Below are 23,699 nucleotides of genomic sequence, written 5' to 3'. Positions count from 1 at the left end.
GTTTCCTTATTTGATGCTGCGAATGTCGGCAAAATGACCGGTAACGGCGGCAGCGGCGGCCATGGCCGGGCTGACTAAGTGCGTGCGACCACCGCGGCCCTGGCGGCCTTCAAAGTTACGGTTGCTGGTGGATGCACAGCGCTCGCCTGGGTTCAGGCGGTCATTGTTCATGGCCAGACACATGGAACAGCCCGGTAAACGCCATTCAAACCCGGCTTCGATGAAGATCTTGTCCAGACCTTCCGCTTCAGCCTGCGCTTTCACCGGACCAGAACCCGGCACAACCAGCGCCTGTACGCCTGGCGCAACTTTGCGCCCTTTGGCGATTTGGGCCGCAGCGCGTAAATCTTCAATACGCGAGTTGGTACAGGAACCGATAAACACTTTATCGATGGCCACTTCTGTTAACGGAATGCCCGGTTTCAGCCCCATATATGCCAGCGCTTTTTCAGCCGATGCGCGCTCAACGGGATCGGAAAATGACGCCGGGTCGGGAATATTATCGTTCACCGAGATGACCTGACCCGGGTTCGTACCCCAAGTGACCTGCGGTGCGATCTCTTCTGCCTGCAGGGTAACGACGGTATCAAACGTCGCGTTGTCGTCGGTTTTCAGCGTTTTCCAGTACGCAACCGCGTTGGTAAAATCCTCACCCTTCGGTGCGTGTAAACGCCCCTGCACATAGTTAAAGGTGGTTTCATCCGGTGCGACCAGACCCGCTTTGGCGCCCATTTCAATGGCCATGTTGCACAGGGTCATACGGCCTTCCATGCTCAGCGCACGGATGGCTTCGCCACAAAATTCAACGACGTGCCCGGTACCGCCTGCACTACCGGTTTTACCGATAATCGCCAGCACGATATCTTTAGCGGTAATGCCAGGTGCTGCCGTGCCGTTAACTTCAATCTTCATGGTTTTGGCACGCCCCTGTTTCAGGGTCTGCGTCGCCAGAACGTGTTCAACTTCAGAGGTGCCAATACCAAAGGCCAGCGCGCCAAACGCGCCGTGTGTGGCGGTGTGGGAGTCGCCGCAAACGATGGTCATACCCGGCAACGTTACGCCTTGCTCAGGCCCCATCACGTGAACGATCCCCTGATACGGGTGGTTCAGGTCGTACAGTTCGACGCCAAATTCATTGCAGTTTTTGATTAATTCCTGCATCTGAATGCGGGCCATTTCGCCGGAAGCGTTAATGTCTTTGGTTTGCGTGGATACGTTATGGTCCATGGTGGCAAAGGTTTTACCCGGCTGGCGCACCTGACGGCCATGCGCACGCAGGCCATCAAACGCCTGCGGAGAGGTCACTTCATGCACCAGATGTCTGTCGATATACAACAGCGGGGTTTCGTTTTGCGCTTCGTAGACGACGTGCGCATCGAACAATTTTTCGTATAACGTTTTGGCCATGATTACACCCCTTCTGCGACGTAACGGGCAATAATGTCACCCATTTCATCGGTACCGACTGCGGCAGCGCCACGGGCTAAGTCACCGGTGCGAATGCCTTCTTCTAATGCGCGGTTGATGGCGCTCTCAATTGCGGTTGCCGCATCATTGGCGTCCAGGCTGTAGCGCAGCAGCAGCGCCAGCGAAAGGATTTGGGCGATAGGGTTAGCAATGTTTTTCCCGGCGATATCCGGAGCGGATCCGCCAGCGGGCTCGTACAGACCAAAGCCCTGCTCATTCAGGCTGGCGGACGGTAACATCCCCATTGATCCGGTGATCATGGCGCATTCGTCAGACAGAATGTCGCCAAACAAGTTGGAGCACAGCAGCACGTCGAACTGGGATGGATCTTTGATCAACTGCATCGTCGCGTTGTCGATGTACATATGCGCCAGTTCAACGTCCGGATATTCATTAGCAATTTCATTGACGATTTGGCGCCACAGAATAGACGTTTGCAGTACGTTGGCTTTATCAATCGACGTGACTTTGCGGCGACGCTGGCGAGCAGATTCAAACGCGATACGTGCGATACGCTCGATCTCGAAACGGTGATAAACCTCGGTATCAAAGGCTTTTTCATGTTGTCCGCTGCCTTCGCGGCCTTTTGGCTGACCGAAGTAGATACCGCCGGTCAGTTCGCGCACGCACAGGATGTCGAAACCGTTCGCGGCAATATCTGCGCGCAGAGGGCAAAATGCTTCCAGACCCTGGTACAGCTTAGCCGGGCGCAGGTTGCTGAATAATTTGAAGTGTTTACGCAACGGCAGCAGCGCGCCGCGTTCAGGCTGCTGATTGGGTGGCAGATTTTCCCATTTCGGGCCGCCAACGGAGCCAAACAGAATGGCGTCAGCTTGCTCACAGCCTTCAATCGTCGCTGGCGGCAGCGGCTGACCATGGTTATCGATAGCGGCCCCCCCCACGTCGTAGTGGCTGGTGGTAATGCGCATGTTAAAACGGTTGCGGATTGCGTCCAGTACTTTCAGGGCTTGCGCCATCACTTCCGGGCCAATACCGTCGCCCGGCAAAACAGCAATATGATAATTCTTCGACATCACACGGTTTCCTTGTTGTTCTCGTTGTTCTGAGCTTTGCGTTGCAATTCTTTTTCGACTTCTTCGGCGCGCCAAATGTTGTTCAGCACATGAACCATCGCTTTCGCGGACGATTCGACGATATCTGTTGCCAGACCGACGCCGTGGAAGCGGCGACCGTTATAGTTAGCAACGATATCCACCTGGCCCAGCGCATCTTTACCGTGCCCTTTGGCGGTCAGGCTGTATTTCACCAGTTCGATGTTGTACTCGGTCACACGGTTGATGGCCTGATAAATGGCATCGACCGGACCGTTACCGTTCGCCGCTTCGGCTTTGACTTCTTCACCGCAGGCCAGCTTGACGGAGGCGGTGGCGATGTCATTTGAGCCGGACTGCACGCTGAAGTAATCCAGACGGAAATGCTCCGGCTCTTCCTGCTGTTTATTAATAAAGGCCAGCGCTTCCAGGTCGTAATCAAATACCTGACCTTTTTTATCCGCCAGCTTCAGGAATGCGTCGTACAGGTTGTCTAGGTTGTATTCGTTCTCTTTATATCCCATCTCGTCCATACGGTGTTTCACCGCGGCGCGTCCGGAACGGGAAGTCAGGTTCAACTGCACCTGGTTCAGACCGATGGATTCAGGCGTCATGATTTCGTAGTTTTCACGATTTTTCAGTACGCCGTCCTGATGGATGCCAGAGGAGTGGGCAAAGGCGCCGCTACCGACAATGGCTTTGTTGGCCGGAATGGGCATGTTGCAGATTTGGCTGACTAACTGACTGGTACGCCAGATTTCCTGGTGATTAATGCGGGTCTGTACGTTCAGGATATCTTTGCGCACTTTGATCGCCATGATCACTTCTTCCAGTGAGCAGTTACCGGCGCGTTCGCCGATACCGTTCATCGCGCCTTCCACCTGGCGAGCACCGGCGTGGACGGCCGCCAACGCGTTGCCAACGCCCAGACCTAAATCATCATGGGTGTGCACGGAGATGATGGCTTTATCGATATTCGGTACGCGTTCATACAGACCAGAAATGATTGCTCCGAATTCGAAAGGCATAGTGTAGCCCACGGTATCGGGGATATTGATGGTTTTGGCACCCGCATTAATCGCGGCTTCGACCACGCGGGCCAGATCGGCAATAGGGGTACGGCCAGCATCCTCGCATGAGAACTCCACGTCATCCGTATAATTACGCGCACGCTTCACCATGTAGACTGCTCGCTCGATCACTTCATCCAACGTGCTACGCAATTTCGTCGCGATATGCATCGGCGAGGTGGCGATGAACGTATGAATGCGGAAAGCCTCAGCGACCTTCAGAGATTCTGCGGCAACGTCGATATCTTTTTCTACGCAGCGGGCTAAGGCGCAAACGCGGCTGTTCTTCACCTGACGAGCGATGGTTTGTACGGACTCAAAGTCACCCGGTGAAGAGACCGGAAAACCGACCTCCATCACGTCAACGCCCATACGCTCGAGGGCCAGCGCAATCTGCAGTTTTTCTTTCACACTCAGGCTCGCCTGTAACGCCTGTTCACCGTCACGTAAGGTGGTATCGAAAATAATGACTTGCTGGCTCATGGTTTAGGTCCTTGGTCTTTAGGGCGCCTTGCTTCGAGCATAAAAAAACCCGCGCAACGGCGCGGGTTTTTTGTCTTAACTGGAGCTGACTTAATGCTGAATGTCGTCCACCAGTCTACCGCGCAATGAGAATGCGTTTAGTAGTAGTAGACCGATAAAACGAGCAATGTAAGTCATCAATCAAGCTCCAGGCGAATGCGATATGCTTTTAGTGGTACTGGATATGAAGACTGATGTCAACCCCATTCCCTGCAAATGCTCCCGTTAAGGGGGAAAGTTTCTGATAAACTTAAGCGAATTGTGCTGAATTTCTCAGGGTATATAAAATTAATCATCTGATCGTTGAACATATTTTTCACGGTTTGACATATTTAAGCATATTTATTTGCATTTATGGTAACGAAGAACTAAAGATAACGCCTCATTTGGGATTTCATATCTTTATGATTTATCAGCTTTTATAGTCATTCTGAATGGATGAAACCAATGTGTTACCCAATAATTGATAAATTAATGTTAACTTTTAATGTGTTAATAATAGAAATGTTTAATTAAAACTTAAATACATATTCACTGTGCGTATGATTGTGTATTCGCCACGCTTATGGTTATATTGTTTTCGAAATTTAAACATATGAATCATCGCGCAGTGACATCTGCCGCACTACGCTTGTGGTGTTCTTTTGTACATTTAGATTTGTGCCTTTATGTTTTCCTAATTTTAATGTTTTTCCTTTTTCTTATTTTATATGCATGGTAAATCATATTAACGGAGATTATTTCTGCACTCCGTCTGGGAAAAGGGAGTTTAGAGTGACAGTGGAGTTAAATATGCCAGAAGTAAAAATAATAGATAAATCTAATCTCATAGAGATGGGGAAGCCACAGCTTCGCATGGTTGATCTTAATTTATTAACTGTTTTTGATGCGGTGATGCAGGAACAAAATATTACGCGTGCTGCACATACGCTGGGGATGTCGCAACCCGCTGTCAGTAATGCGGTCGCACGCCTGAAAGTCATGTTTAACGATGAGCTTTTTGTTCGTTATGGCCGTGGAATCCAGCCGACAGCAAGAGCCTTCCAGCTGTTTGGCTCCGTTCGTCAGGCATTGCAATTAGTGCAGAATGAACTGCCTGGTTCTGGCTTTGAACCTACCAGCAGCGAGCGTGTATTCAATCTTTGCGTATGCAGTCCATTGGATAATATTCTTACTTCGTTGATTTATAATCGAGTTGAACAAGTCGCGCCGAACATTAATGTCGTTTTTAAATCTTCACTAAATCTAAATACCGAGCACCAATTACGTTATCAGGAAACTGAGTTTGTTATTAGCTATGAAGAATTCCGTCGTCCGGAATTTACCAGTGTTCCGTTATTCAATGACGAAATGGTGTTAGTGGCAAGCAAAAAACATCCGCGCATTAGTGGCCCATTGCTGGAAAGCAATCTCTATCATGAACAGCATGCCGTGGTTTCGCTTGATCGCTTCGCCTCATTCAGCCAGCCGTGGTATGACACACCGGATAAACAATCCTGCGTGGCTTATCAGGGAATGGCATTAATCAGCGTGCTTAATATTGTGTCGCAAACGCACCTGGTCTCTATTGCGCCGCGTTGGTTGGCGGAAGAGTTCGCCGATTCTTTAGAACTGCAGATATTGCCTTTACCTTTAAAATTGAATAGCCGCACATGTTATCTTTCCTGGCATGAGGCTGCGGGGCGCGATAAAGGACATCAATGGATGGAAGAACTGTTGGTCTCCGTCTGTAAGAAGTAGCCGCTGGCAGAATAAATCGGGGAATACATCTGGTTTATTCTGCTTTTGTCTTTATATCTAAAATTTTGTGCTGAACTCGACTTTTTACGTATGTCCGAAAGTGTAAAAAAATAGACTAATTGCTGTAAGTCCCCCTTTTTAAGCGATTATTTATCATATCAATTGCTTATGCTGGTTTAATTCTCCATTTATTCAATTCTTACCTCCGTTTTATTCTTATTTACTCCAGTGCCACCCCTTCGGAGTCAATTGCCATGCGTCATCGTCAGCGGTTAATGTGTTGTTAAACCGTAATTCATTATAAGAGTGAGGCAAGCCATGGAGATGTTGTCTGGAGCCGAGATGGTCGTCCGATCGCTTATCGATCAGGGTGTGAAGCAGGTATTCGGTTATCCCGGGGGGGCCGTCCTCGATATTTATGATGCATTGCATACGGTCGGCGGTATTGATCATGTGTTAGTCCGTCATGAGCAAGCCGCGGTACATATGGCTGATGGCCTGGCGCGTGCCACAGGAGAAGTGGGCGTCGTTTTGGTCACTTCCGGACCAGGAGCAACCAATGCGATCACCGGGATTGCAACGGCATATATGGATTCCATTCCGTTGGTGATCCTCTCCGGCCAGGTCGCCACCTCCCTGATTGGCTACGATGCCTTCCAGGAGTGCGACATGGTGGGTATATCCCGCCCGGTGGTAAAACACAGTTTTCTGGTTAAACAAACGGAAGATATCCCGCAGGTGCTGAAAAAAGCCTTCTGGCTGGCGGCAAGCGGTCGTCCGGGGCCGGTGGTGGTGGATTTGCCGAAAGATATTCTGAATCCGGCGAAAAAACTGCCTTATAGCTGGCCGGAGTCGGTGAGTATGCGTTCGTATAACCCGACAACGACCGGGCACAAAGGACAGATAAAACGTGCTTTGCAGACGCTGGTCGCGGCGAAGAAACCGGTTGTCTATGTTGGTGGTGGCGCGGTGAATGCCGCCTGTCACGAACAACTGGGGCAAATTGCCGAAGCACTTAATCTGCCGGTTGTCTCCTCGCTGATGGGGTTAGGCGCATTTCCGGCCACGCATCGCCAGGCGCTGGGAATGTTGGGCATGCATGGTACTTACGAAGCGAATATGACCATGCATCATTCTGATGTGATCTTTGCCGTCGGCGTTCGTTTTGACGATCGAACGACCAATAACCTGGCAAAATATTGCCCGAATGCGACCGTGCTGCATATCGACATCGATCCGACCTCAATTTCAAAAACCGTCACTGCGGATATTCCGATTGTGGGCGATGCTCGGCTGGTGCTGGATCAGATGCTTGAACTGCTGCCGCAGGAGAAATCGCAGCAGCCGCTGGATGATAACCGTGACTGGTGGCAACAGATCGAACACTGGCGCGCTCGTCAGTGCCTGAAATACGACACGCAAAGTGAAAGTATTAAACCGCAGGCGGTGATTGAAACCATCTGGCGTCTGACGAAAGGGGAGGCATACGTGACCTCTGACGTTGGTCAGCATCAAATGTTTGCCGCACTTTACTATCCGTTCGATAAACCACGCCGCTGGATTAACTCAGGCGGCCTCGGCACCATGGGATTCGGTTTACCCGCGGCGTTAGGGGTGAAAATGGCGCTGCCGGATGAAACAGTGGTGTGCGTTACCGGGGATGGCAGCATTCAGATGAACATCCAGGAACTGTCGACGGCGCTGCAATATGAGCTACCGGTACTGGTGCTCAACCTTAACAACCGCTATCTCGGCATGGTCAAACAGTGGCAGGACATGATTTACTCCGGGCGTCACTCCCAGTCTTATATGCAGTCGCTACCCGATTTTGTGCGCCTTGCTGAAGCTTATGGGCATATCGGTATCCAGATTAATCATCCAGGCGAACTGGAGAGCAAGCTGGGCGAAGCGCTGGAACATGTGCGTAACCATCGCCTGGTGTTTGTTGATGTCACCGTCGACGGCAGTGAGCATGTCTACCCGATGCAGATTCGTGGGGGCGGGATGGACGAAATGTGGTTAAGTAAAACGGAGAGGACCTGATTATGCGCCGGATATTATCAGTATTGCTGGAAAACGAGTCGGGTGCATTGTCACGTGTGATTGGCCTCTTCGCCCAGCGCGGATACAACATTGAAAGCCTGACCGTCGCGCCGACTGACGACCCGACCTTATCGCGGATGACGATTCAAACGGTAGGGGATGAGAAAGTCCTGGAGCAGATCGAAAAGCAGCTACACAAACTGGTGGATGTTCTGCGCGTCAGCGAACTGGGGAAGGGCGCCCACGTTGAACGAGAAATCATGCTGGTGAAAATCCAGGCTAGCGGCTATGGCCGGGAAGAGGTGAAACGCAACACTGAGATATTCCGTGGGCAAATCATCGATGTTACGCCGTCGATCTACACCGTACAGCTGGCGGGCAGCAGCGATAAGCTGGATGCGTTTCTGGCAACGCTACGGGAAGTCGCCAAAATCGTGGAAGTTGCCCGTTCCGGCGTGGTGGGGCTTTCCCGCGGCGATAAAATTATGCGCTAACGCTTACCTGACCTACGCGAGATGCATTGGCTACTGGTTGCTTTTTTTTGCGAAATCAGCAGTAACCAGAGACAAAAGCGGTTGCCGCAGTCATTATTCTGCGCTTAGATGTTAAGAAGTTTAACCCATGCCATCTCAAAGGTTATGGTTTGTACATTTTACGCAAGGGGCAATTGTGAAACTGGATGAAATCGCTCGGTTGGCCGGCGTTTCGCGAACGACTGCAAGCTACGTTATTAACGGCAAAGCAAAGCAATACCGCGTAAGCGACAAAACGGTTGAAAAAGTCATGGCGGTGGTGCGTGAGCATAATTACCACCCGAATGCCGTGGCGGCCGGGCTGCGTGCTGGACGCACACGTTCTATCGGGCTGGTGATCCCGGATCTCGAAAACACGAGCTATACCCGGATCGCAAACTATCTGGAGCGCCAGGCGCGTCAGCGCGGGTATCAACTACTGATTGCCTGCTCTGAAGATCAGCCTGATAACGAAATGCGCTGTATTGAGCATCTTTTACAACGTCAGGTTGATGCCATTATCGTTTCGACTTCCTTGCCGCCTGAACATCCGTTTTATCAGCGCTGGGCGAACAGTTCATTCCCGATTGTGGCGCTGGATCGCGCGCTGGATCGTGAACATTTTACCAGCGTGGTGGGCGCAGACCAGGATGATGCGCAGATGCTGGCGGAGGAGTTACGTAAATTCCCTGCTGAAACCGTGCTCTATCTGGGGGCGCTTCCTGAATTGTCCGTCAGTTTCCTGCGCGAACAGGGTTTCCGTACCGCGTGGAAGGACGATCCGCGTGAAGTGCATTTTCTCTATGCCAACAGCTATGAGCGGGAGGCGGCCGCGCAGTTATTTGATAAATGGCTGGAAACGCATCCAATGCCTCAGGCGCTGTTTACCACGTCGTTTGCCCTGTTGCAGGGGGTGATGGATGTGACCCTGCGCCGCGACGGGCAGTTACCGTCTGATTTAGCGATTGCGACTTTTGGCGACCACGAGCTGCTCGACTTCCTGCAGTGCCCGGTTCTGGCGGTGGCGCAGCGCCATCGAGATGTCGCGGAACGCGTGTTGGAGATTGTGTTGGCAAGCCTGGATGAGCCGCGTAAACCCAAACCAGGTTTAACGCGTATACGGCGTAATCTGTACCGTCGCGGTATTCTAAGCCGTAACTAAGTTGCCTCAATTGATGATGTCGGCGGATAAGCCTCTGACATCATCAATTATCCCGTTCTCGGAAATAACCGCATTATAATTAAGAATATTCTTTAGAATTATCTGAAATTGATTCTTCTATTATGCCGAATTAAAAATGCAACTATCCATTTTTGGGTAATTGAGACGTAACGATGCGTTACGGTTGTATTATTTTGTTACAAGCATGTAGGGATTTGCCGAATTAACAAACACTTTACTGGTGTGTTGCGACAATCTCGCCCTTATCTCGCTCCTGTGCGGCGTACAGACTGATTAACTGGTACTGTTATCTCGCTGCATATTGTCCTAAAATGCCGCTCGCGTCGCAAACTGACACTTTATATTTTTCTTTTGATGATATTCAGTTGTTTTAAACAATCATGAGTTGTTGGATTTTTTTCTTACAAATATTCATGACGTTAATTTGCTTCGTTTGCTGTACGGAATTTGTTCAACGCTGATATTAGCCGTAAACAATGGGTTTTTTGCTCCGCTAAGCGCCGTGACTTGCTTGACAAGGTTTTCCTCCGCTCCGTAAACTCCTTTAAGTGGGAATTTGTGGGATAAAGTGGTAATCGGGGGTGAGGCTGGCATGTTCCGGGGAGCAACGTTAGTTAATCTCGACAGTAAAGGGCGCTTATCTGTGCCTACCCGTTATCGGGATCAACTGCTCGAGAGCGCTACCGGTCAAATGGTTTGCACCATTGACATCCATCACCCGTGCCTGCTGCTGTACCCCCTGCCTGAATGGGAAATTATCGAGCAGAAGTTATCGCGTCTGTCGAGCATGAATCCAGTTGAGCGTCGCGTACAGCGCCTGTTGTTGGGTCATGCTAGCGAATGTCAGATGGATAGCGCTGGCCGATTATTGATAGCGCCCATTCTGCGGCAACACGCAGGGCTAACGAAAGAAGTGATGCTGGTTGGGCAGTTCAATAAGTTTGAGCTGTGGGATGAAACGACCTGGTATCAACAGGTCAAGGAAGATATCGACGCTGAGCAGTCTGTTACCGGCGCGCTGTCGGAACGATTGCAGGATTTGTCTCTATAAAATGATGGAAAATTATAAACATACAACGGTGTTGCTGGATGAAGCCGTAAACGGCCTGAATATTCGTCCAGACGGCATCTACATTGACGGGACATTTGGTCGCGGTGGTCACTCACGTCTGATCCTCTCGCAACTTGGCGAAGCGGGGCGTTTACTGGCCATCGATCGCGATCCGCAGGCGATTGCCGTTGCAAAGACGATTACCGATCCCCGTTTTTCCATCGTCCATGGTCCTTTTTCTGCGCTGGCTGATTATGTCGCCGAGCGCGGACTTACCGGTAAGATCGACGGGATTCTTCTCGATCTTGGGGTTTCTTCTCCACAGCTTGATGATGCTGAGCGCGGATTCTCATTTATGCGTGACGGTCCGTTAGATATGCGTATGGACCCTACACGCGGTCAGTCAGCGGCCGAATGGCTGCAAACCGCCGATGAAGCAGATATTGCCTGGGTGATTAAAACCTTTGGCGAAGAGCGCTTCGGCAAACGTATTGCTCGCGCCATCGTAGAGCGCAACCGCATCGAACCGATGACCCGCACTAAAGAGCTGGCGGAAGTGATTGCGGCGGCAATGCCGGTGAAAGACAAATTCAAACATCCCGCGACCCGTACCTTCCAGGCGGTGCGCATTTGGGTGAACAGTGAACTGGAGGAGATAGAGCAGGCGCTAAAAAGCTCGCTCAGCGTGCTGGCACCAGGTGGTCGCCTTTCGGTAATCAGTTTCCATTCGCTTGAAGATCGCATTGTGAAACGCTTTATGCGCGAACAAAGCCGTGGTCCTCAGGTTCCGGCTGGAATACCGATGACCGAAGCGCAGATCAAAAAGCTGGGCGGCCGTGAGTTAAGAGCACTAGGCAAGATGATGCCGGGTGAAGAAGAGGTAGCTGAAAATCCTCGTGCCCGTAGTTCAGTTCTGCGTATTGCAGAGAGGACGAACGCATGATCAGCAGAGTGACAGAAGCCCTCAGCAAAGTTAAAGGATCGATAGGAAGCAACGAGCGCCATGCCTTGCCTGGCGTGATCGGTGACGATCTTTTGCGGTATGGGAAGCTGCCACTCTGTCTGTTCATTTGCATTATTTTGACGGCGGTTACCGTCGTGACAACAGCACACCATACGCGGTTACTGACCGCGCAGCGTGAGCAGCTGGTTCTGGAGCGAGATGCGTTGGATATCGAATGGCGCAACTTGATCCTTGAGGAGAACGCGCTCGGCGACCATAGCCGTGTTGAACGGATCGCAACGGAAAAGCTGCAAATGCAGCATGTTGATCCCTCACAAGAAAATATCGTAGTACAAAAATAAGGATAAACGCGACGCATGAAAGCAGCGGCAAAAACGCACAAGCCAAAACGCCAGGAAGAACAAGCCAACTTTATCAGTTGGCGTTTTGCGTTACTGTGCGGCTGTATTTTGCTGGCACTGGGTTTTCTGCTGGGGCGCGTTGCCTGGCTGCAAATCATCGCGCCGGACATGCTGGTGCGTCAGGGCGATATGCGCTCTCTGCGCGTACAGGAAGTGTCCACATCGCGCGGGATGATTACCGACCGTTCAGGTCGTCCGCTGGCGGTGAGCGTTCCGGTTAAGGCGATTTGGGCCGACCCCAAAGAGGTGCATGACGCAGGCGGTGTAAGCGTTGGTGAACGCTGGAGAGCGCTGTCGACCGCGCTGAATCTCCCGCTCGATCAACTGGCTTCCCGCATTAACGCCAACCCGAAAGGGCGCTTTATCTATCTGGCGCGTCAGGTAAACCCTGACATGGCTGACTACATCAAAAAACTGAAGCTGCCAGGCATTCACCTGCGCGAAGAATCCCGCCGTTACTATCCTTCCGGAGAAGTGACCGCTCACCTTATCGGTTTTACTAACGTCGACAGCCAGGGGATTGAAGGCGTTGAGAAGAGCTTTGACAAATGGCTCACCGGGCAACCGGGCGAACGTATTGTACGTAAAGACCGTTATGGCCGCGTCATTGAGGATATTTCCTCTACCGACAGCCAGGCGGCGCATAACCTTGCGCTAAGTATTGATGAGCGTTTACAGGCGCTGGTCTACCGCGAACTGAATAACGCCGTGGCGTTTAACAAGGCGGAGTCAGGCAGTGCGGTACTGGTGGATGTGAACACCGGTGAAGTGCTGGCGATGGCCAACAGCCCGTCCTACAACCCGAACAATCTCACCGGTACGCCGAAGGATGCGATGCGTAACCGTACGATTACCGACGTGTTTGAACCGGGTTCCACCGTTAAACCGATGGTGGTGATGACGGTGCTGCAGCGTGGCGTGGTTCGCGAAAATACCGTACTTAACACTATCCCTTACCGAATTAATAGCCATGAAATCAAAGACGTGGCGCGTTATAGCGAATTGACCCTCACCGGGGTTTTGCAGAAGTCGAGTAACGTCGGTGTTTCCAAGCTGGCGTTAGCGATGCCGTCCTCAGCGTTAGTAGACACTTACTCACGTTTTGGGCTGGGAAAAGCGACCAATTTGGGGTTGGTCGGAGAACGCAGTGGCTTATATCCTCAAAAACAACGGTGGTCTGACATAGAGAGGGCCACCTTCTCTTTCGGCTATGGGCTAATGGTAACGCCGTTACAGTTAGCGCGAGTCTATGCAACGATCGGCAGCTATGGCGTTTATCGGCCACTGTCGATCACCAAAGTTGACCCTCCTGTTCCGGGCGAGCGTATCTTCCCGGAATCAACCGTGCGTACCGTAGTGCACATGATGGAAAGCGTGGCGCTGCCCGGCGGCGGCGGCGTGAAGGCGGCGATTAAAGGCTATCGTATCGCCATTAAAACCGGTACGGCGAAGAAAGTAGGGCCGGATGGCCGCTACATCAACAAATACATTGCTTATACCGCAGGCGTTGCGCCTGCGAGTCAGCCGCGCTTCGCGCTGGTTGTTGTTATCAACGATCCGCAGGCGGGTAAATACTACGGTGGCGCCGTTTCCGCGCCGGTCTTTGGTGCCATCATGGGCGGCGTACTGCGCACCATGAACATCGAACCGGATGCGCTGACAACGGGCGATAAAAATGAATTTGTGAATAATCAAGGCGAGGCAACAGGTGGCAGATCGTAATTTGCGCGACCTTCTTGCTCCATGGGTGCCGGGTGCACCGGAGCGAGCACTGCGGGAGATGACGCTCGACAGCCGTATGGCTGCATCGGGCGATCTCTTTGTCGCAGTATTGGGTCATCAGGCGGACGGGCGTCGGTATATCCCGCAGGCGATAGCGCAAGGTGTGGCTGCCATTATTGCAGAAGCAAAAGATGAAGCTACTGACGGTGAAATCCGTGAAATGCACGGCGTTCCAGTTATCTATCTCAGTCAGCTTAACGAACGTTTATCTGCACTGGCGGGCCGCTTTTACCACGAGCCTTCTGAAAAAATGCGACTGGTCGGCGTGACCGGGACCAACGGTAAAACCACCACTACCCAATTGCTGGCACAGTGGAGCCAACTGCTTGGCGAAACCAGCGCGGTGATGGGAACAGTCGGCAATGGCCTGCTGGGCAAAGTGATCCCGACGGAAAATACCACCGGCTCAGCCGTTGATGTCCAGCATGTGCTGGCAGGGCTGGTTGCACAAGGCGCAACGGTTGGCGCGATGGAAGTGTCTTCACACGGTCTGGTTCAGCATCGCGTGGCGGCGCTGAAGTTTGCCGCATCAGTATTTACCAACTTAAGCCGCGACCATCTTGATTACCACGGCGACATGGAACATTACGAAGCCGCGAAATGGCTGCTGTATTCCACGCACCATTGCGGCCAGGCCATCGTTAATGCGGATGATGAAGTCGGTCGTCGCTGGTTGGCCAAACTTCCGGATGCGGTTGCCGTATCGATGGAAGATCACATCAACCCGAACTGTCACGGTCGTTGGTTAAAGGCGATTGACGTGAATTATCACGACAGCGGGGCAACGATTCGTTTTACCTCCTCATGGGGTGACGGCGAAATTGAAAGTCGCCTGATGGGCGCGTTTAACGTCAGCAATCTGCTGTTGGCGCTGGCAACGCTGCTGGCGTTGGGATATCCGTTAGCTGATTTACTGAAAACGGCGACACAATTACAGCCAGTTTGTGGGCGCATGGAAGTGTTCAGCGCGCCGGGTAAAACCACCGTTGTGGTTGATTATGCCCATACGCCAGATGCGCTGGAAAAAGCGCTGCAGGCGGCACGTCTGCACTGTACTGGCAAACTGTGGTGCGTCTTTGGCTGCGGCGGCGATCGCGACAAAGGTAAACGTCCGTTGATGGGCGCGATTGCCGAGCAGTTTGCTGATGTTGTCGTGGTGACCGATGACAACCCGCGTACCGAAGAGCCGCGCGCCATTATTAACGACATTCTGGCGGGTATGCTGGATGCCGGACAGGCGAAAGTGATGGAAGGTCGCGCAGAGGCTGTGACAAACGCCATTATGCAGGCGAAAGAAAACGATGTGGTGCTGGTGGCCGGGAAAGGTCACGAAGACTACCAGATCGTTGGCTCGCAGCGCCTCGACTATTCTGACCGCGTCACGGCAGCGCGTCTGCTGGGAGTAATCGCATGATTAGCGTAACGCTCAGCCAACTGGCGGAGATCCTCCGTGGCGAACTGAAAGGAGCCGATCTGACTCTTGATGCGGTGACAACCGATACGCGTAAAGTTACGCCGGGCTGCCTGTTTGTCGCGCTGAAAGGCGAACGCTTTGATGCCCACGATTTCGCAGACAAGGCGCAAGAGAGCGGGGCGGGTGCGCTGCTGGTCAGCCGTCCGTTGGACACCAACCTGCCGCAGCTGATTGTTAAAGATACACGTCTGGCGTTTGGTGAACTGGCGGCATGGGTACGCGCCCAGGTTCCGGCGCGCGTTGTCGCGCTGACCGGCTCTTCCGGTAAAACGTCCGTCAAAGAGATGACCGCATCCATTCTGAGTCAGTGTGGCAACACCTTATATACCGCGGGCAACCTGAATAACGACATCGGCGTACCGATGACGCTGTTGCGCTTAAACAACGATTACGACTATGCCGTGATTGAGCTTGGCGCTAATCATCAGGGCGAAATCGCCTGGACCGTTGGCCTGACGCGTCCGGAAGCGGCGCTGGTGAATAACCTGGCGGCCGCGCATCTGGAAGGCTTTGGTTCACTGGCGGGCGTTGCGAAGGCAAAAGGTGAGATTTTTACCGGCCTGCCAGCGAACGGAATCGCCATTATGAATGCCGACAATAACGACTGGCTGAACTGGCAGAGCATTATCGGCGATCGTAAAGTCTGGCGCTTCTCCCCGAATGCGGCCAACAGCGACTTTTCGGCGGCCAATGTTCATGTGACTTCATACGGCACAGAGTTTTCTCTGCAAACGCCAACCGGAAGCATTGATGTTCTGCTGCCGCTGCCGGGTCGTCACAACATTGCTAACGCCCTGGCGGCGGCTGCGCTCTCTATGGCGGTAGGCGCGACGCACGAAGCGATTAAAGCGGGTCTGAAGGAGCTGCAAGCGGTACCGGGGCGTCTGTTCCCGATTCAACTGGCAGATAATCAGCTACTGCTGGATGACTCCTATAACGCAAATGTCGGGTCAATGACCGCAGCGGTAAACGTGCTGTCCGAAATGCCGGGCTACCGCGTGCTGGTCGTTGGCGATATGGCAGAGCTTGGCGCGGAAAGCGAAGCATGCCACGTGCAGGTGGGTGACGCTGCGAAGGCTGCAGGTATCGACCGTGTGCTGAGTACAGGGAAACTGAGTCAGGCAATTAGCCATGCCAGCGGTGTGGGTGAGCATTTTGCGGATAAAACCGCGTTGACCGCGCATCTTAAGGCGCTGATTGCAGAACATCAGATTATGACGATTTTAGTGAAGGGTTCACGTAGTGCCGCCATGGAAGAGGTAGTACGCGCATTACAGGAGAATGGGACATGTTAGTTTGGCTGGCCGAACATTTGGTCAAATATTATTCCGGCTTTAACGTCTTTTCCTATCTGACGTTTCGCGCCATCGTCAGCCTGCTGACCGCGCTGTTCATCTCTTTGTGGATGGGCCCGCGCATGATCGCCCGCTTGCAAAAAATGTCCTTTGGACAGGTCGTGCGTAACGACGGTCCGGAATCACACTTCAGTAAACGCGGTACGCCGACTATGGGCGGGATTATGATCCTCACCGCGATTGTTATCTCCGTACTGCTGTGGGCATACCCGTCGAACCCGTACGTATGGTGCGTGCTGGTGGTATTGGTCGGTTACGGCATTATCGGTTTTGTCGATGACTACCGCAAAGTGGTACGCAAAGACACCAAGGGCCTGATCGCGCGCTGGAAATACTTCTGGATGTCGGTGATTGCGCTGGGCGTGGCCTTTGCCCTGTATTTGGCTGGTAAAGATACCCCGGCCACTGAGCTGGTGGTGCCGTTCTTTAAAGACGTGATGCCGCAGTTGGGGCTGTTCTACGTGCTGCTGGCGTACTTCGTGATTGTGGGTACTGGCAACGCGGTCAACCTCACCGATGGTCTGGATGGTCTGGCGATTATGCCGACCGTGTTTGTGGCCGCAGGTTTTGCGTTGGTAGCGTGGGCGACCGGTAACATGAACTTCGCCAACTATCTGCATATTCCCTATTTACGTCATGCCGGCGAATTGGTGATCGTCTGTACGGCAATTGTCGGTGCGGGGTTAGGCTTCTTGTGGTTTAACACCTATCCGGCGCAGGTCTTTATGGGCGACGTCGGATCGCTGGCGCTGGGCGGCGCGCTGGGCATTATTGCCGTGCTCCTGCGTCAGGAGTTCCTGCTGGTGATCATGGGCGGTGTATTCGTCGTAGAAACACTGTCGGTCATTTTGCAGGTTGGCTCCTTTAAGCTGCGCGGACAGCGCATCTTCCGTATGGCGCCGATCCACCATCACTATGAACTGAAAGGCTGGCCGGAACCGCGCGTAATTGTGCGCTTCTGGATTATTTCGCTGATGCTGGTGCTGATTGGCCTGGCAACGCTGAAGGTACGTTAATCATGGCTGATTACCAGGGTAAAAAAGTCGTCATTATCGGTCTGGGTTTGACCGGGCTGTCCTGCGTGGATTTCTTCCTGGCGCGTGGCGTGACGCCGCGCGTAATGGATACCCGCGCGACGCCGCCGGGCCTGGACAAATTACCGGAAGCGGTTGAGCGTCATGTTGGCAGTCTGAATGATGACTGGCTGCTGGCCGCTGATCTTATTGTCGCCAGCCCTGGTATTGCCCTGGCGCATCCTTCGTTGAGCGCCGCCGCCGATGCGGGAATTGAAATTGTCGGCGACATTGAGCTGTTCTGTCGCGAAGCACAGGCACCGATCGTCGCGATCACCGGTTCCAACGGGAAAAGCACAGTCACTACGCTGGTAGGTGAGATGGCGAAAGCGGCCGGTGTGAACGTGGGGGTTGGCGGTAATATTGGCCTGCCCGCGCTGATGCTGCTGGATGACGAACGTGAGCTGTATGTTCTGGAACTGTCGAGCTTCCAACTGGAAACGACCTCCAGCTTACAAGCCGTAGCCGCTACCATTTTGAACGTCACCGAAGACCATATGGACAGATATCCGTTTGGCTTGCAGCAGTACCGTGCAGCCAAACTGCGCGTCTATGAAAACGCGAAAGTGTGTGTGGTCAACGCTGATGATGCGCTGACCATGCCGGTTCGCGGTGCGGATGAGCGTTGCGTGAGCTTTGGCATCAACATGGGTGACTATCACCTGAACCGTCAGCAGGGCGAAACCTGGCTGCGAGTGAAGGGTGAAAAAGTTCTTAACGTGAAAGAGATGACGCTTTCCGGTCAGCATAACTATACCAACGCCCTGGCTGCGCTGGCGCTGGCGGATGCTGCGGGTCTGCCGCGGGCGTCGAGCCTGAAAGCGCTCACCACGTTTACCGGTCTGGCGCACCGTTTCCAGACTGTGCTTGAGCACAACGGCGTGCGCTGGATTAACGATTCTAAAGCCACCAACGTCGGCAGCACTGAAGCCGCGCTGAATGGCCTGCACGTTGACGGTACGTTGCACCTGTTGCTGGGGGGAGACGGGAAATCCGCTGACTTTACGCCGCTGCAACGATACCTGACCGGCGACAACATTCGTCTGTATTGCTTTGGTCGCGATGGCGCGCAGCTTGCCGCTCTGCGACCTGACGTTACGGAACAAACTGAAACCATGGAGCAGGCAATGCGTCTGCTCGCACCGCACGTGAAGACGGGCGATATGGTGCTGCTGTCGCCCGCCTGCGCCAGCCTCGACCAGTTCAAGAACTTTGAGCAACGCGGTGACGTCTTTACCCGCCTGGCGAAGGAGTTGGGTTGATGCGCTTATCTCTCCCTCGTCTGAGAATGCCGCGCTTACCGGGACTGGGTATCCTGGCGTGGGTCTTCGCGGCACTTAAAGGCTGGGTGATGGCTTCGCGTGATAAAGACGCGGACAGCCTGATCATGTATGACCGCATGCTGCTGTGGTTGACCTTTGGTCTGGCAGCGATCGGTTTTGTGATGGTGACATCGGCATCGATGCCCGTAGGGCAACGCCTGGCGGGCGATCCTTTCCTGTTTGCTAAGCGTGACGCACTGTACATCTTCCTCGCCTTCTGTCTGGCGATGGTGACGCTGCGTCTGCCGATGGAGTTCTGGCAAAAGTACAGTACGACGATGCTGATAGCCTCGATCATCATGCTGCTGATTGTGCTGGTGGTGGGTAGCTCCGTTAACGGGGCGTCGCGCTGGATTGCGCTGGGGCCGCTGCGTATTCAGCCTGCGGAATTTACCAAGCTGTCGCTGTTCTGTTACCTCGCCAACTACCTGGTGCGTAAAGTTGATGAAGTGCGTAACAACCTGCGCGGTTTCTTAAAACCGATGGGCGTGATCCTGGTGCTGGCTATTTTACTGCTGGCACAGCCTGACCTTGGTACGGTGGTAGTGCTGTTTGTCACTACCCTGGCGATGCTGTTTCTCGCCGGAGCGAAACTGTGGCAGTTCATTGCCATTATCGGCATGGGGATTTCAGCGGTCGTGCTGCTGATCCTTGCCGAACCGTATCGTATTCGCCGCGTAACCTCCTTCTGGAACCCATGGGAAGATCCGTTCGGCAGTGGCTACCAGCTGACGCAATCCCTGATGGCCTTTGGTCGCGGTGAGGTTTGGGGGCAGGGCTTAGGTAATTCAGTCCAAAAACTGGAGTATTTACCAGAAGCGCACACCGACTTCATCTTCGCCATCATTGGGGAAGAGCTGGGTTATATCGGTGTGGTATTGGCACTTTTAATGGTATTCTTCGTCGCTTTTCGCGCGATGTCGATTGGCCGTAAGGCGTTGGAAATTGACCACCGTTTTTCAGGCTTTTTAGCCTGCTCTATCGGGATCTGGTTTAGCTTCCAGGCACTGGTAAACGTCGGTGCGGCGGCGGGTATGCTGCCAACCAAAGGTCTGACGCTGCCGCTGATCAGTTATGGTGGTTCAAGTTTGTTGATTATGTCGACGGCCATCATGTTTTTGTTACGTATTGATTATGAAACGCGTCTGGAAAAAGCCCAGGCGTTTACACGAGGTGCACGATGAGTGGTCAACCGAAGCGGTTAATGGTGATGGCAGGCGGTACCGGCGGGCATGTGTTCCCGGGGCTGGCGGTCGCGCACCATTTAATGGCCCAGGGCTGGCAGGTTCGTTGGCTGGGCACCGCCGATCGTATGGAAGCGGACTTAGTGCCGAAACACGGCATTGAAATTGACTTTATTCGTATCTCCGGTTTGCGTGGTAAAGGCGTCAATGCGCTGCTTGCCGCACCTGTGCGTATTTTTAATGCCTGGCGTCAGGCGCGCGCCATCATGAAGCAGTTTAAACCCGATGTGGTGCTGGGTATGGGCGGCTACGTGTCTGGCCCTGGCGGTCTGGCGGCCTGGTCATTAGGTATTCCGGTTGTACTGCATGAGCAGAACGGCATTGCGGGATTAACTAACAAATGGCTGGCGAAGATTGCCACTACGGTGATGCAGGCTTTTCCTGGTGCTTTCCCGAATGCGGAAGTGGTAGGTAACCCGGTGCGCACTGACGTGCTGGCGCTGCCGTTGCCAAAAGCGCGTCTGGCCGGGCGTGAAGGTCCGGTTCGTGTATTGGTCGTCGGGGGATCTCAGGGCGCACGCGTACTGAACCAGACGATGCCGCAGGTTGCCGCAAAGCTTGGTGGCGCGGTGACTATCTGGCATCAGAGCGGCAAAGGCGCGCAGCAGACCGTTGAACAGGCGTATGCCGACGCGGGACAACCGCAGCACAAGGTCACTGAGTTTATTGATGATATGGCAGCGGCCTACGCGTGGGCTGATGTCGTGGTTTGTCGCTCAGGCGCGCTGACGGTGAGCGAAATTGCCGCCGCAGGTTTGCCTGCGCTGTTTGTGCCGTTCCAGCACAAAGACAGACAGCAGTATTGGAATGCGCTGCCGCTGGAGAAAGCGGGCGCCGCCAAAATTCTGGAGCAGCCGCAGTTTACTGTGGATGCCGTCGCCAGCACCCTTGCCGGGTGGTCGCGAGAAACGTTATTAACCATGGCAGAACGTGCGCGCGCCGCATCCATACCGGATGCCACAGAGCGCGTTGCAAATGAAGTGAGCCGGGCTGCCCGGGCGTAATTGTGGTGATGCCTTTTGCATCGCATGAACTAAGAAGTTAATGGCTAAAGAATGAATACACAACAACTGGCAAAACTGCGTTCCATCGTGCCCGAAATGCGTCGCGTTCGGCACATTCACTTTGTCGGCATCGGTGGTGCTGGTATGGGCGGTATTGCCGAAGTTTTGGCCAATGAAGGTTATCAGATCAGCGGTTCTGACTTAGCGCCGAATCCTGTGACGCAGCAGTTGACGAATCTGGGTGCCACGATTTTCTTCAACCATCGCCCGGAAAACGTGCGCGATGCGAGCGTGGTGGTGGTATCCAGCGCTATTTCTGCGGATAACCCGGAAATTGTTGCAGCGCATGAAGCACGTATTCCGGTGATTCGTCGTGCTGAAATGCTGGCGGAGTTAATGCGTTTTCGTCACGGTATTGCTATTGCCGGGACGCACGGTAAAACCACGACTACGGCAATGGTCTCCAGCATCTACGCGGAAGCGGGTCTGGATCCCACTTTTGTCAACGGCGGTCTGGTGAAGGCCGCAGGCGTGCATGCGCGCCTGGGTCATAGCCGTTATTTGATTGCCGAAGCAGACGAGAGCGACGCGTCGTTCCTGCATTTGCAGCCAATGGTGGCGATTGTCACCAATATCGAAGCCGATCATATGGATACCTACCATGGCGACTTCGAAAATTTAAAGCAGACGTTTATTAATTTCCTGCATAACTTGCCGTTTTATGGTCGTGCGGTGATGTGCGTTGACGATCCGGTTATCCGCGAACTGTTACCGCGAGTTGGCCGTCAAACCACAACCTATGGTTTCAGTGATGATGCCGATGTGCGCGTTGAAGATTACCAGCAGATTGGTCCACAAGGACACTTCACGCTGGTGCGTCAGGGGATGGCCGATTTACGTGTTACGTTAAACGCGCCGGGTCGTCACAATGCACTGAACGCGGCGGCGGCAGTGGCGGTCGCGACGGAAGAAGGTATTGAAGACGACGCTATTCTGCGCGCGCTGGAAAGTTTCCAGGGTACCGGACGTCGTTTTGACTTCCTCGGCGAATTCCCGCTTGAGCCGGTGAACGGTAAAGCCGGGACCGCGATGCTGGTTGATGATTATGGCCACCACCCAACGGAAGTGGACGCTACGATTAAAGCCGCGCGCGCGGGTTGGCCGGACAAAAACCTTGTGATGCTGTTCCAGCCGCACCGGTTTACGCGTACTCGCGATCTGTACGACGACTTTGCCAACGTGCTTACCCAGGTCGATGCGCTGTTGATGCTGGATGTGTATGCCGCGGGCGAAGCCGCGATTCCGGGGGCCGACAGCCGCTCGTTGTGCCGTACGATTCGTGGCCGCGGTAAGATCGATCCGATTCTGGTATCCGATCCGGCCCAGGTGGCAGAAATGCTGGCACCCGTATTAACCGGCAACGATCTGATTTTGGTGCAGGGCGCTGGAAATATCGGCAAAATCGCGCGTTCCTTAGCTGAAATCAAACTGAAGCCGCAAAACCCGGAGGAAGAACAACATGGCTGATAAAATCGCGGTCCTGTTAGGGGGAACCTCCGCTGAACGTGAAGTATCGCTGAATTCAGGCGCGGCCGTATTGGCAGGGTTACGCGAAGGTGGTGTAGATGCCCATCCGGTTGACCCTAAAGAGGTCGATGTCACTCTTTTGAAATCTATGGGGTTTCAGAAGGTGTTTATTGCGCTGCATGGTCGTGGCGGTGAAGATGGCACATTGCAGGGCATGCTGGAGCTGATTGGCCTGCCGTATACCGGCAGCGGCGTCATGGCTTCCGCGATTTCCATGGACAAACTGCGCAGCAAGCTGCTGTGGCAGGGCGCAGGTTTACCCGTCGCCCCATGGGTTGCGCTGACCCGCGCTGAGTTCGAAAAAGGTCTTAGCGATGAAGCAGTTACAAAAATTTCTGCGTTAGGCTTGCCGCTGATTGTAAAGCCAAGCCGTGAAGGTTCCAGCGTAGGGATGTCAAAAGTTGAAGAAGAAAATGCTTTGCAGGGTGCATTAGCATTGGCTTTTCAGCATGATGAAGAAGTACTGATTGAAAAATGGCTCAGTGGCCCGGAATTTACAGTTGCGATACTTGGCGAAGAAATTTTACCGTCAATACGTATCCAACCCGCGGGAACCTTCTATGATTATGAGGCGAAGTATCTCTCTGATGAGACACAATATTTCTGCCCTGCTGGTCTGGAAGTCGAACAAGAAGCCTTTTTACAGGAATTAGTCCTGAAAGCGTGGACTGCATTGGGCTGTAAAGGTTGGGGTCGCATTGACGTCATGCTGGACAGCGATGGCCAGTTTTATCTGCTGGAAGCGAATACCTCTCCGGGTATGACCAGCCACAGTCTGGTGCCGATGGCGGCGCGTCAGGCGGGCCTGAGCTTCTCGCAGTTGGTGGTAAGAATTCTGGAGTTGGCGGACTGA

General features: G+C 53.4%; 19 protein-coding genes. 16 read left to right on the top strand and 3 right to left on the bottom strand.

The features are described 5' to 3' along the window. Window positions 1-6 precede the first annotated feature (6 nt). From leuC to leuA, 3 genes are read right to left on the bottom strand one after another with little or no spacing between them, the layout of a single operon-like run. On the bottom strand, window positions 7-1,407 hold the full coding sequence (leuC, locus tag HV229_RS21085; RefSeq protein ID WP_016155685.1) for a 3-isopropylmalate dehydratase large subunit: 1,401 nt from the start codon (window positions 1,405-1,407) through the stop codon (window positions 7-9). 2 nt (window positions 1,408-1,409) lie between these two features. After that, window positions 1,410-2,501, bottom strand: coding sequence for a 3-isopropylmalate dehydrogenase (gene leuB, locus HV229_RS21080; protein ID WP_181546309.1), 1,092 nt, complete (start codon window positions 2,499-2,501; stop codon window positions 1,410-1,412). After that, window positions 2,501-4,072 (bottom strand): 2-isopropylmalate synthase, encoded by a 1,572-nt coding sequence (leuA, locus tag HV229_RS21075; RefSeq protein WP_016151686.1) that lies wholly within the window; start codon window positions 4,070-4,072, stop codon window positions 2,501-2,503. The genes leuB and leuA overlap by 1 nt, the downstream gene beginning before the upstream one ends. Window positions 4,073-4,903: 831 nt before the next feature. Here leuA and leuO point away from each other — a divergent pair. From leuO to HV229_RS20990, 16 genes are all read left to right on the top strand, one after another. Next, complete coding sequence (gene leuO, locus HV229_RS21065; RefSeq protein ID WP_016151687.1) at window positions 4,904-5,851, top strand: transcriptional regulator LeuO; 948 nt, start codon at window positions 4,904-4,906, stop codon at window positions 5,849-5,851. A 318-nt stretch (window positions 5,852-6,169) separates the two neighbouring features. Further along, on the top strand, window positions 6,170-7,894 hold the full coding sequence (gene ilvI / locus HV229_RS21060) for an acetolactate synthase 3 large subunit (RefSeq protein ID WP_181546307.1): 1,725 nt from the start codon (window positions 6,170-6,172) through the stop codon (window positions 7,892-7,894). Window positions 7,895-7,896: 2 nt separating this feature from the next. After that, the gene (ilvN, locus tag HV229_RS21055) at window positions 7,897-8,388 is read left to right on the top strand and encodes an acetolactate synthase small subunit (RefSeq protein WP_181546304.1); all 492 of its coding nucleotides are present in this window, start codon (window positions 7,897-7,899) and stop codon (window positions 8,386-8,388) included. 175 nt (window positions 8,389-8,563) lie between these two features. Then, entirely contained in the window at window positions 8,564-9,568 is a 1,005-nt protein-coding gene (cra, locus tag HV229_RS21050; RefSeq protein ID WP_016151689.1) for a catabolite repressor/activator, read from the top strand. A gap of 613 nt (window positions 9,569-10,181) precedes the next feature. Further along, window positions 10,182-10,640, top strand: a complete 459-nt coding sequence (gene mraZ, locus HV229_RS21045) for a division/cell wall cluster transcriptional repressor MraZ (protein WP_005124560.1) — start codon at window positions 10,182-10,184, stop codon at window positions 10,638-10,640. Window position 10,641: 1 nt separating this feature from the next. Next, window positions 10,642-11,583, top strand: a complete 942-nt coding sequence (gene rsmH / locus HV229_RS21040; RefSeq protein WP_016155687.1) for a 16S rRNA (cytosine(1402)-N(4))-methyltransferase RsmH — start codon at window positions 10,642-10,644, stop codon at window positions 11,581-11,583. Beyond that, complete coding sequence (ftsL, locus tag HV229_RS21035; protein ID WP_006686695.1) at window positions 11,580-11,945, top strand: cell division protein FtsL; 366 nt, start codon at window positions 11,580-11,582, stop codon at window positions 11,943-11,945. Before rsmH ends, ftsL begins: the two co-directional genes overlap by 4 nt. A 15-nt stretch (window positions 11,946-11,960) precedes the next feature. After that, window positions 11,961-13,727 carry a peptidoglycan glycosyltransferase FtsI gene (ftsI, locus tag HV229_RS21030; RefSeq protein WP_181546302.1) on the top strand — a complete coding sequence of 589 codons (1,767 nt, stop codon included), beginning with the start codon at window positions 11,961-11,963 and terminating at the stop codon, window positions 13,725-13,727. After that, complete coding sequence (gene murE / locus HV229_RS21025; protein WP_016151692.1) at window positions 13,714-15,201, top strand: UDP-N-acetylmuramoyl-L-alanyl-D-glutamate--2,6-diaminopimelate ligase; 1,488 nt, start codon at window positions 13,714-13,716, stop codon at window positions 15,199-15,201. The genes ftsI and murE overlap by 14 nt, the downstream gene beginning before the upstream one ends. Beyond that, window positions 15,198-16,556, top strand: coding sequence for a UDP-N-acetylmuramoyl-tripeptide--D-alanyl-D-alanine ligase (murF, locus tag HV229_RS21020; RefSeq protein WP_181546300.1), 1,359 nt, complete (start codon window positions 15,198-15,200; stop codon window positions 16,554-16,556). Before murE ends, murF begins: the two co-directional genes overlap by 4 nt. Then, window positions 16,550-17,632: a phospho-N-acetylmuramoyl-pentapeptide-transferase gene (gene mraY / locus HV229_RS21015; protein WP_016151694.1), complete on the top strand. Its 1,083-nt coding sequence runs from the start codon at window positions 16,550-16,552 to the stop codon at window positions 17,630-17,632. Before murF ends, mraY begins: the two co-directional genes overlap by 7 nt. Before the next feature lie 2 nt (window positions 17,633-17,634). After that, window positions 17,635-18,951, top strand: coding sequence for a UDP-N-acetylmuramoyl-L-alanine--D-glutamate ligase (gene murD, locus HV229_RS21010; RefSeq protein ID WP_181546298.1), 1,317 nt, complete (start codon window positions 17,635-17,637; stop codon window positions 18,949-18,951). Next, window positions 18,951-20,195, top strand: a complete 1,245-nt coding sequence (gene ftsW, locus HV229_RS21005; RefSeq protein WP_016151696.1) for a cell division protein FtsW — start codon at window positions 18,951-18,953, stop codon at window positions 20,193-20,195. Before murD ends, ftsW begins: the two co-directional genes overlap by 1 nt. After that, the gene (gene murG / locus HV229_RS21000; protein ID WP_047499873.1) at window positions 20,192-21,259 is read left to right on the top strand and encodes an undecaprenyldiphospho-muramoylpentapeptide beta-N-acetylglucosaminyltransferase; all 1,068 of its coding nucleotides are present in this window, start codon (window positions 20,192-20,194) and stop codon (window positions 21,257-21,259) included. The genes ftsW and murG overlap by 4 nt, the downstream gene beginning before the upstream one ends. Window positions 21,260-21,310: 51 nt before the next feature. Further along, the gene (gene murC / locus HV229_RS20995; protein WP_016151698.1) at window positions 21,311-22,786 is read left to right on the top strand and encodes a UDP-N-acetylmuramate--L-alanine ligase; all 1,476 of its coding nucleotides are present in this window, start codon (window positions 21,311-21,313) and stop codon (window positions 22,784-22,786) included. Further along, window positions 22,779-23,699: a D-alanine--D-alanine ligase gene (locus tag HV229_RS20990; protein ID WP_016151699.1), complete on the top strand. Its 921-nt coding sequence runs from the start codon at window positions 22,779-22,781 to the stop codon at window positions 23,697-23,699. Before murC ends, HV229_RS20990 begins: the two co-directional genes overlap by 8 nt.

This window comes from Citrobacter sp. RHBSTW-00524, assembly GCF_013747755.1.
In the GTDB taxonomy this organism is placed as follows: Bacteria; Pseudomonadota; Gammaproteobacteria; order Enterobacterales; family Enterobacteriaceae; genus Citrobacter; species Citrobacter braakii.
The sequence above is the reverse complement of the archived record's forward strand: the minus strand, read 5'-3'. Positions and strand labels throughout refer to the sequence as shown.

Coding starts and splice junctions, on each gene's coding strand:
- leuC (WP_016155685.1), bottom strand. CDS start 1,407: ATGGCCAAAACGTTATACGAAAAATTGTTCGATGCGCACGTCGTCTAC.
- leuB (WP_181546309.1), bottom strand. CDS start 2,501: ATGTCGAAGAATTATCATATTGCTGTTTTGCCGGGCGACGGTATTGGC.
- leuA (WP_016151686.1), bottom strand. CDS start 4,072: ATGAGCCAGCAAGTCATTATTTTCGATACCACCTTACGTGACGGTGAA.
- leuO (WP_016151687.1), top strand. CDS start 4,904: ATGCCAGAAGTAAAAATAATAGATAAATCTAATCTCATAGAGATGGGG.
- ilvI (WP_181546307.1), top strand. CDS start 6,170: ATGGAGATGTTGTCTGGAGCCGAGATGGTCGTCCGATCGCTTATCGAT.
- ilvN (WP_181546304.1), top strand. CDS start 7,897: ATGCGCCGGATATTATCAGTATTGCTGGAAAACGAGTCGGGTGCATTG.
- mraZ (WP_005124560.1), top strand. CDS start 10,182: ATGTTCCGGGGAGCAACGTTAGTTAATCTCGACAGTAAAGGGCGCTTA.
- rsmH (WP_016155687.1), top strand. CDS start 10,642: ATGATGGAAAATTATAAACATACAACGGTGTTGCTGGATGAAGCCGTA.
- ftsL (WP_006686695.1), top strand. CDS start 11,580: ATGATCAGCAGAGTGACAGAAGCCCTCAGCAAAGTTAAAGGATCGATA.
- ftsI (WP_181546302.1), top strand. CDS start 11,961: ATGAAAGCAGCGGCAAAAACGCACAAGCCAAAACGCCAGGAAGAACAA.
- murF (WP_181546300.1), top strand. CDS start 15,198: ATGATTAGCGTAACGCTCAGCCAACTGGCGGAGATCCTCCGTGGCGAA.
- mraY (WP_016151694.1), top strand. CDS start 16,550: ATGTTAGTTTGGCTGGCCGAACATTTGGTCAAATATTATTCCGGCTTT.
- murD (WP_181546298.1), top strand. CDS start 17,635: ATGGCTGATTACCAGGGTAAAAAAGTCGTCATTATCGGTCTGGGTTTG.
- ftsW (WP_016151696.1), top strand. CDS start 18,951: ATGCGCTTATCTCTCCCTCGTCTGAGAATGCCGCGCTTACCGGGACTG.
- murG (WP_047499873.1), top strand. CDS start 20,192: ATGAGTGGTCAACCGAAGCGGTTAATGGTGATGGCAGGCGGTACCGGC.
- murC (WP_016151698.1), top strand. CDS start 21,311: ATGAATACACAACAACTGGCAAAACTGCGTTCCATCGTGCCCGAAATG.
- HV229_RS20990 (WP_016151699.1), top strand. CDS start 22,779: ATGGCTGATAAAATCGCGGTCCTGTTAGGGGGAACCTCCGCTGAACGT.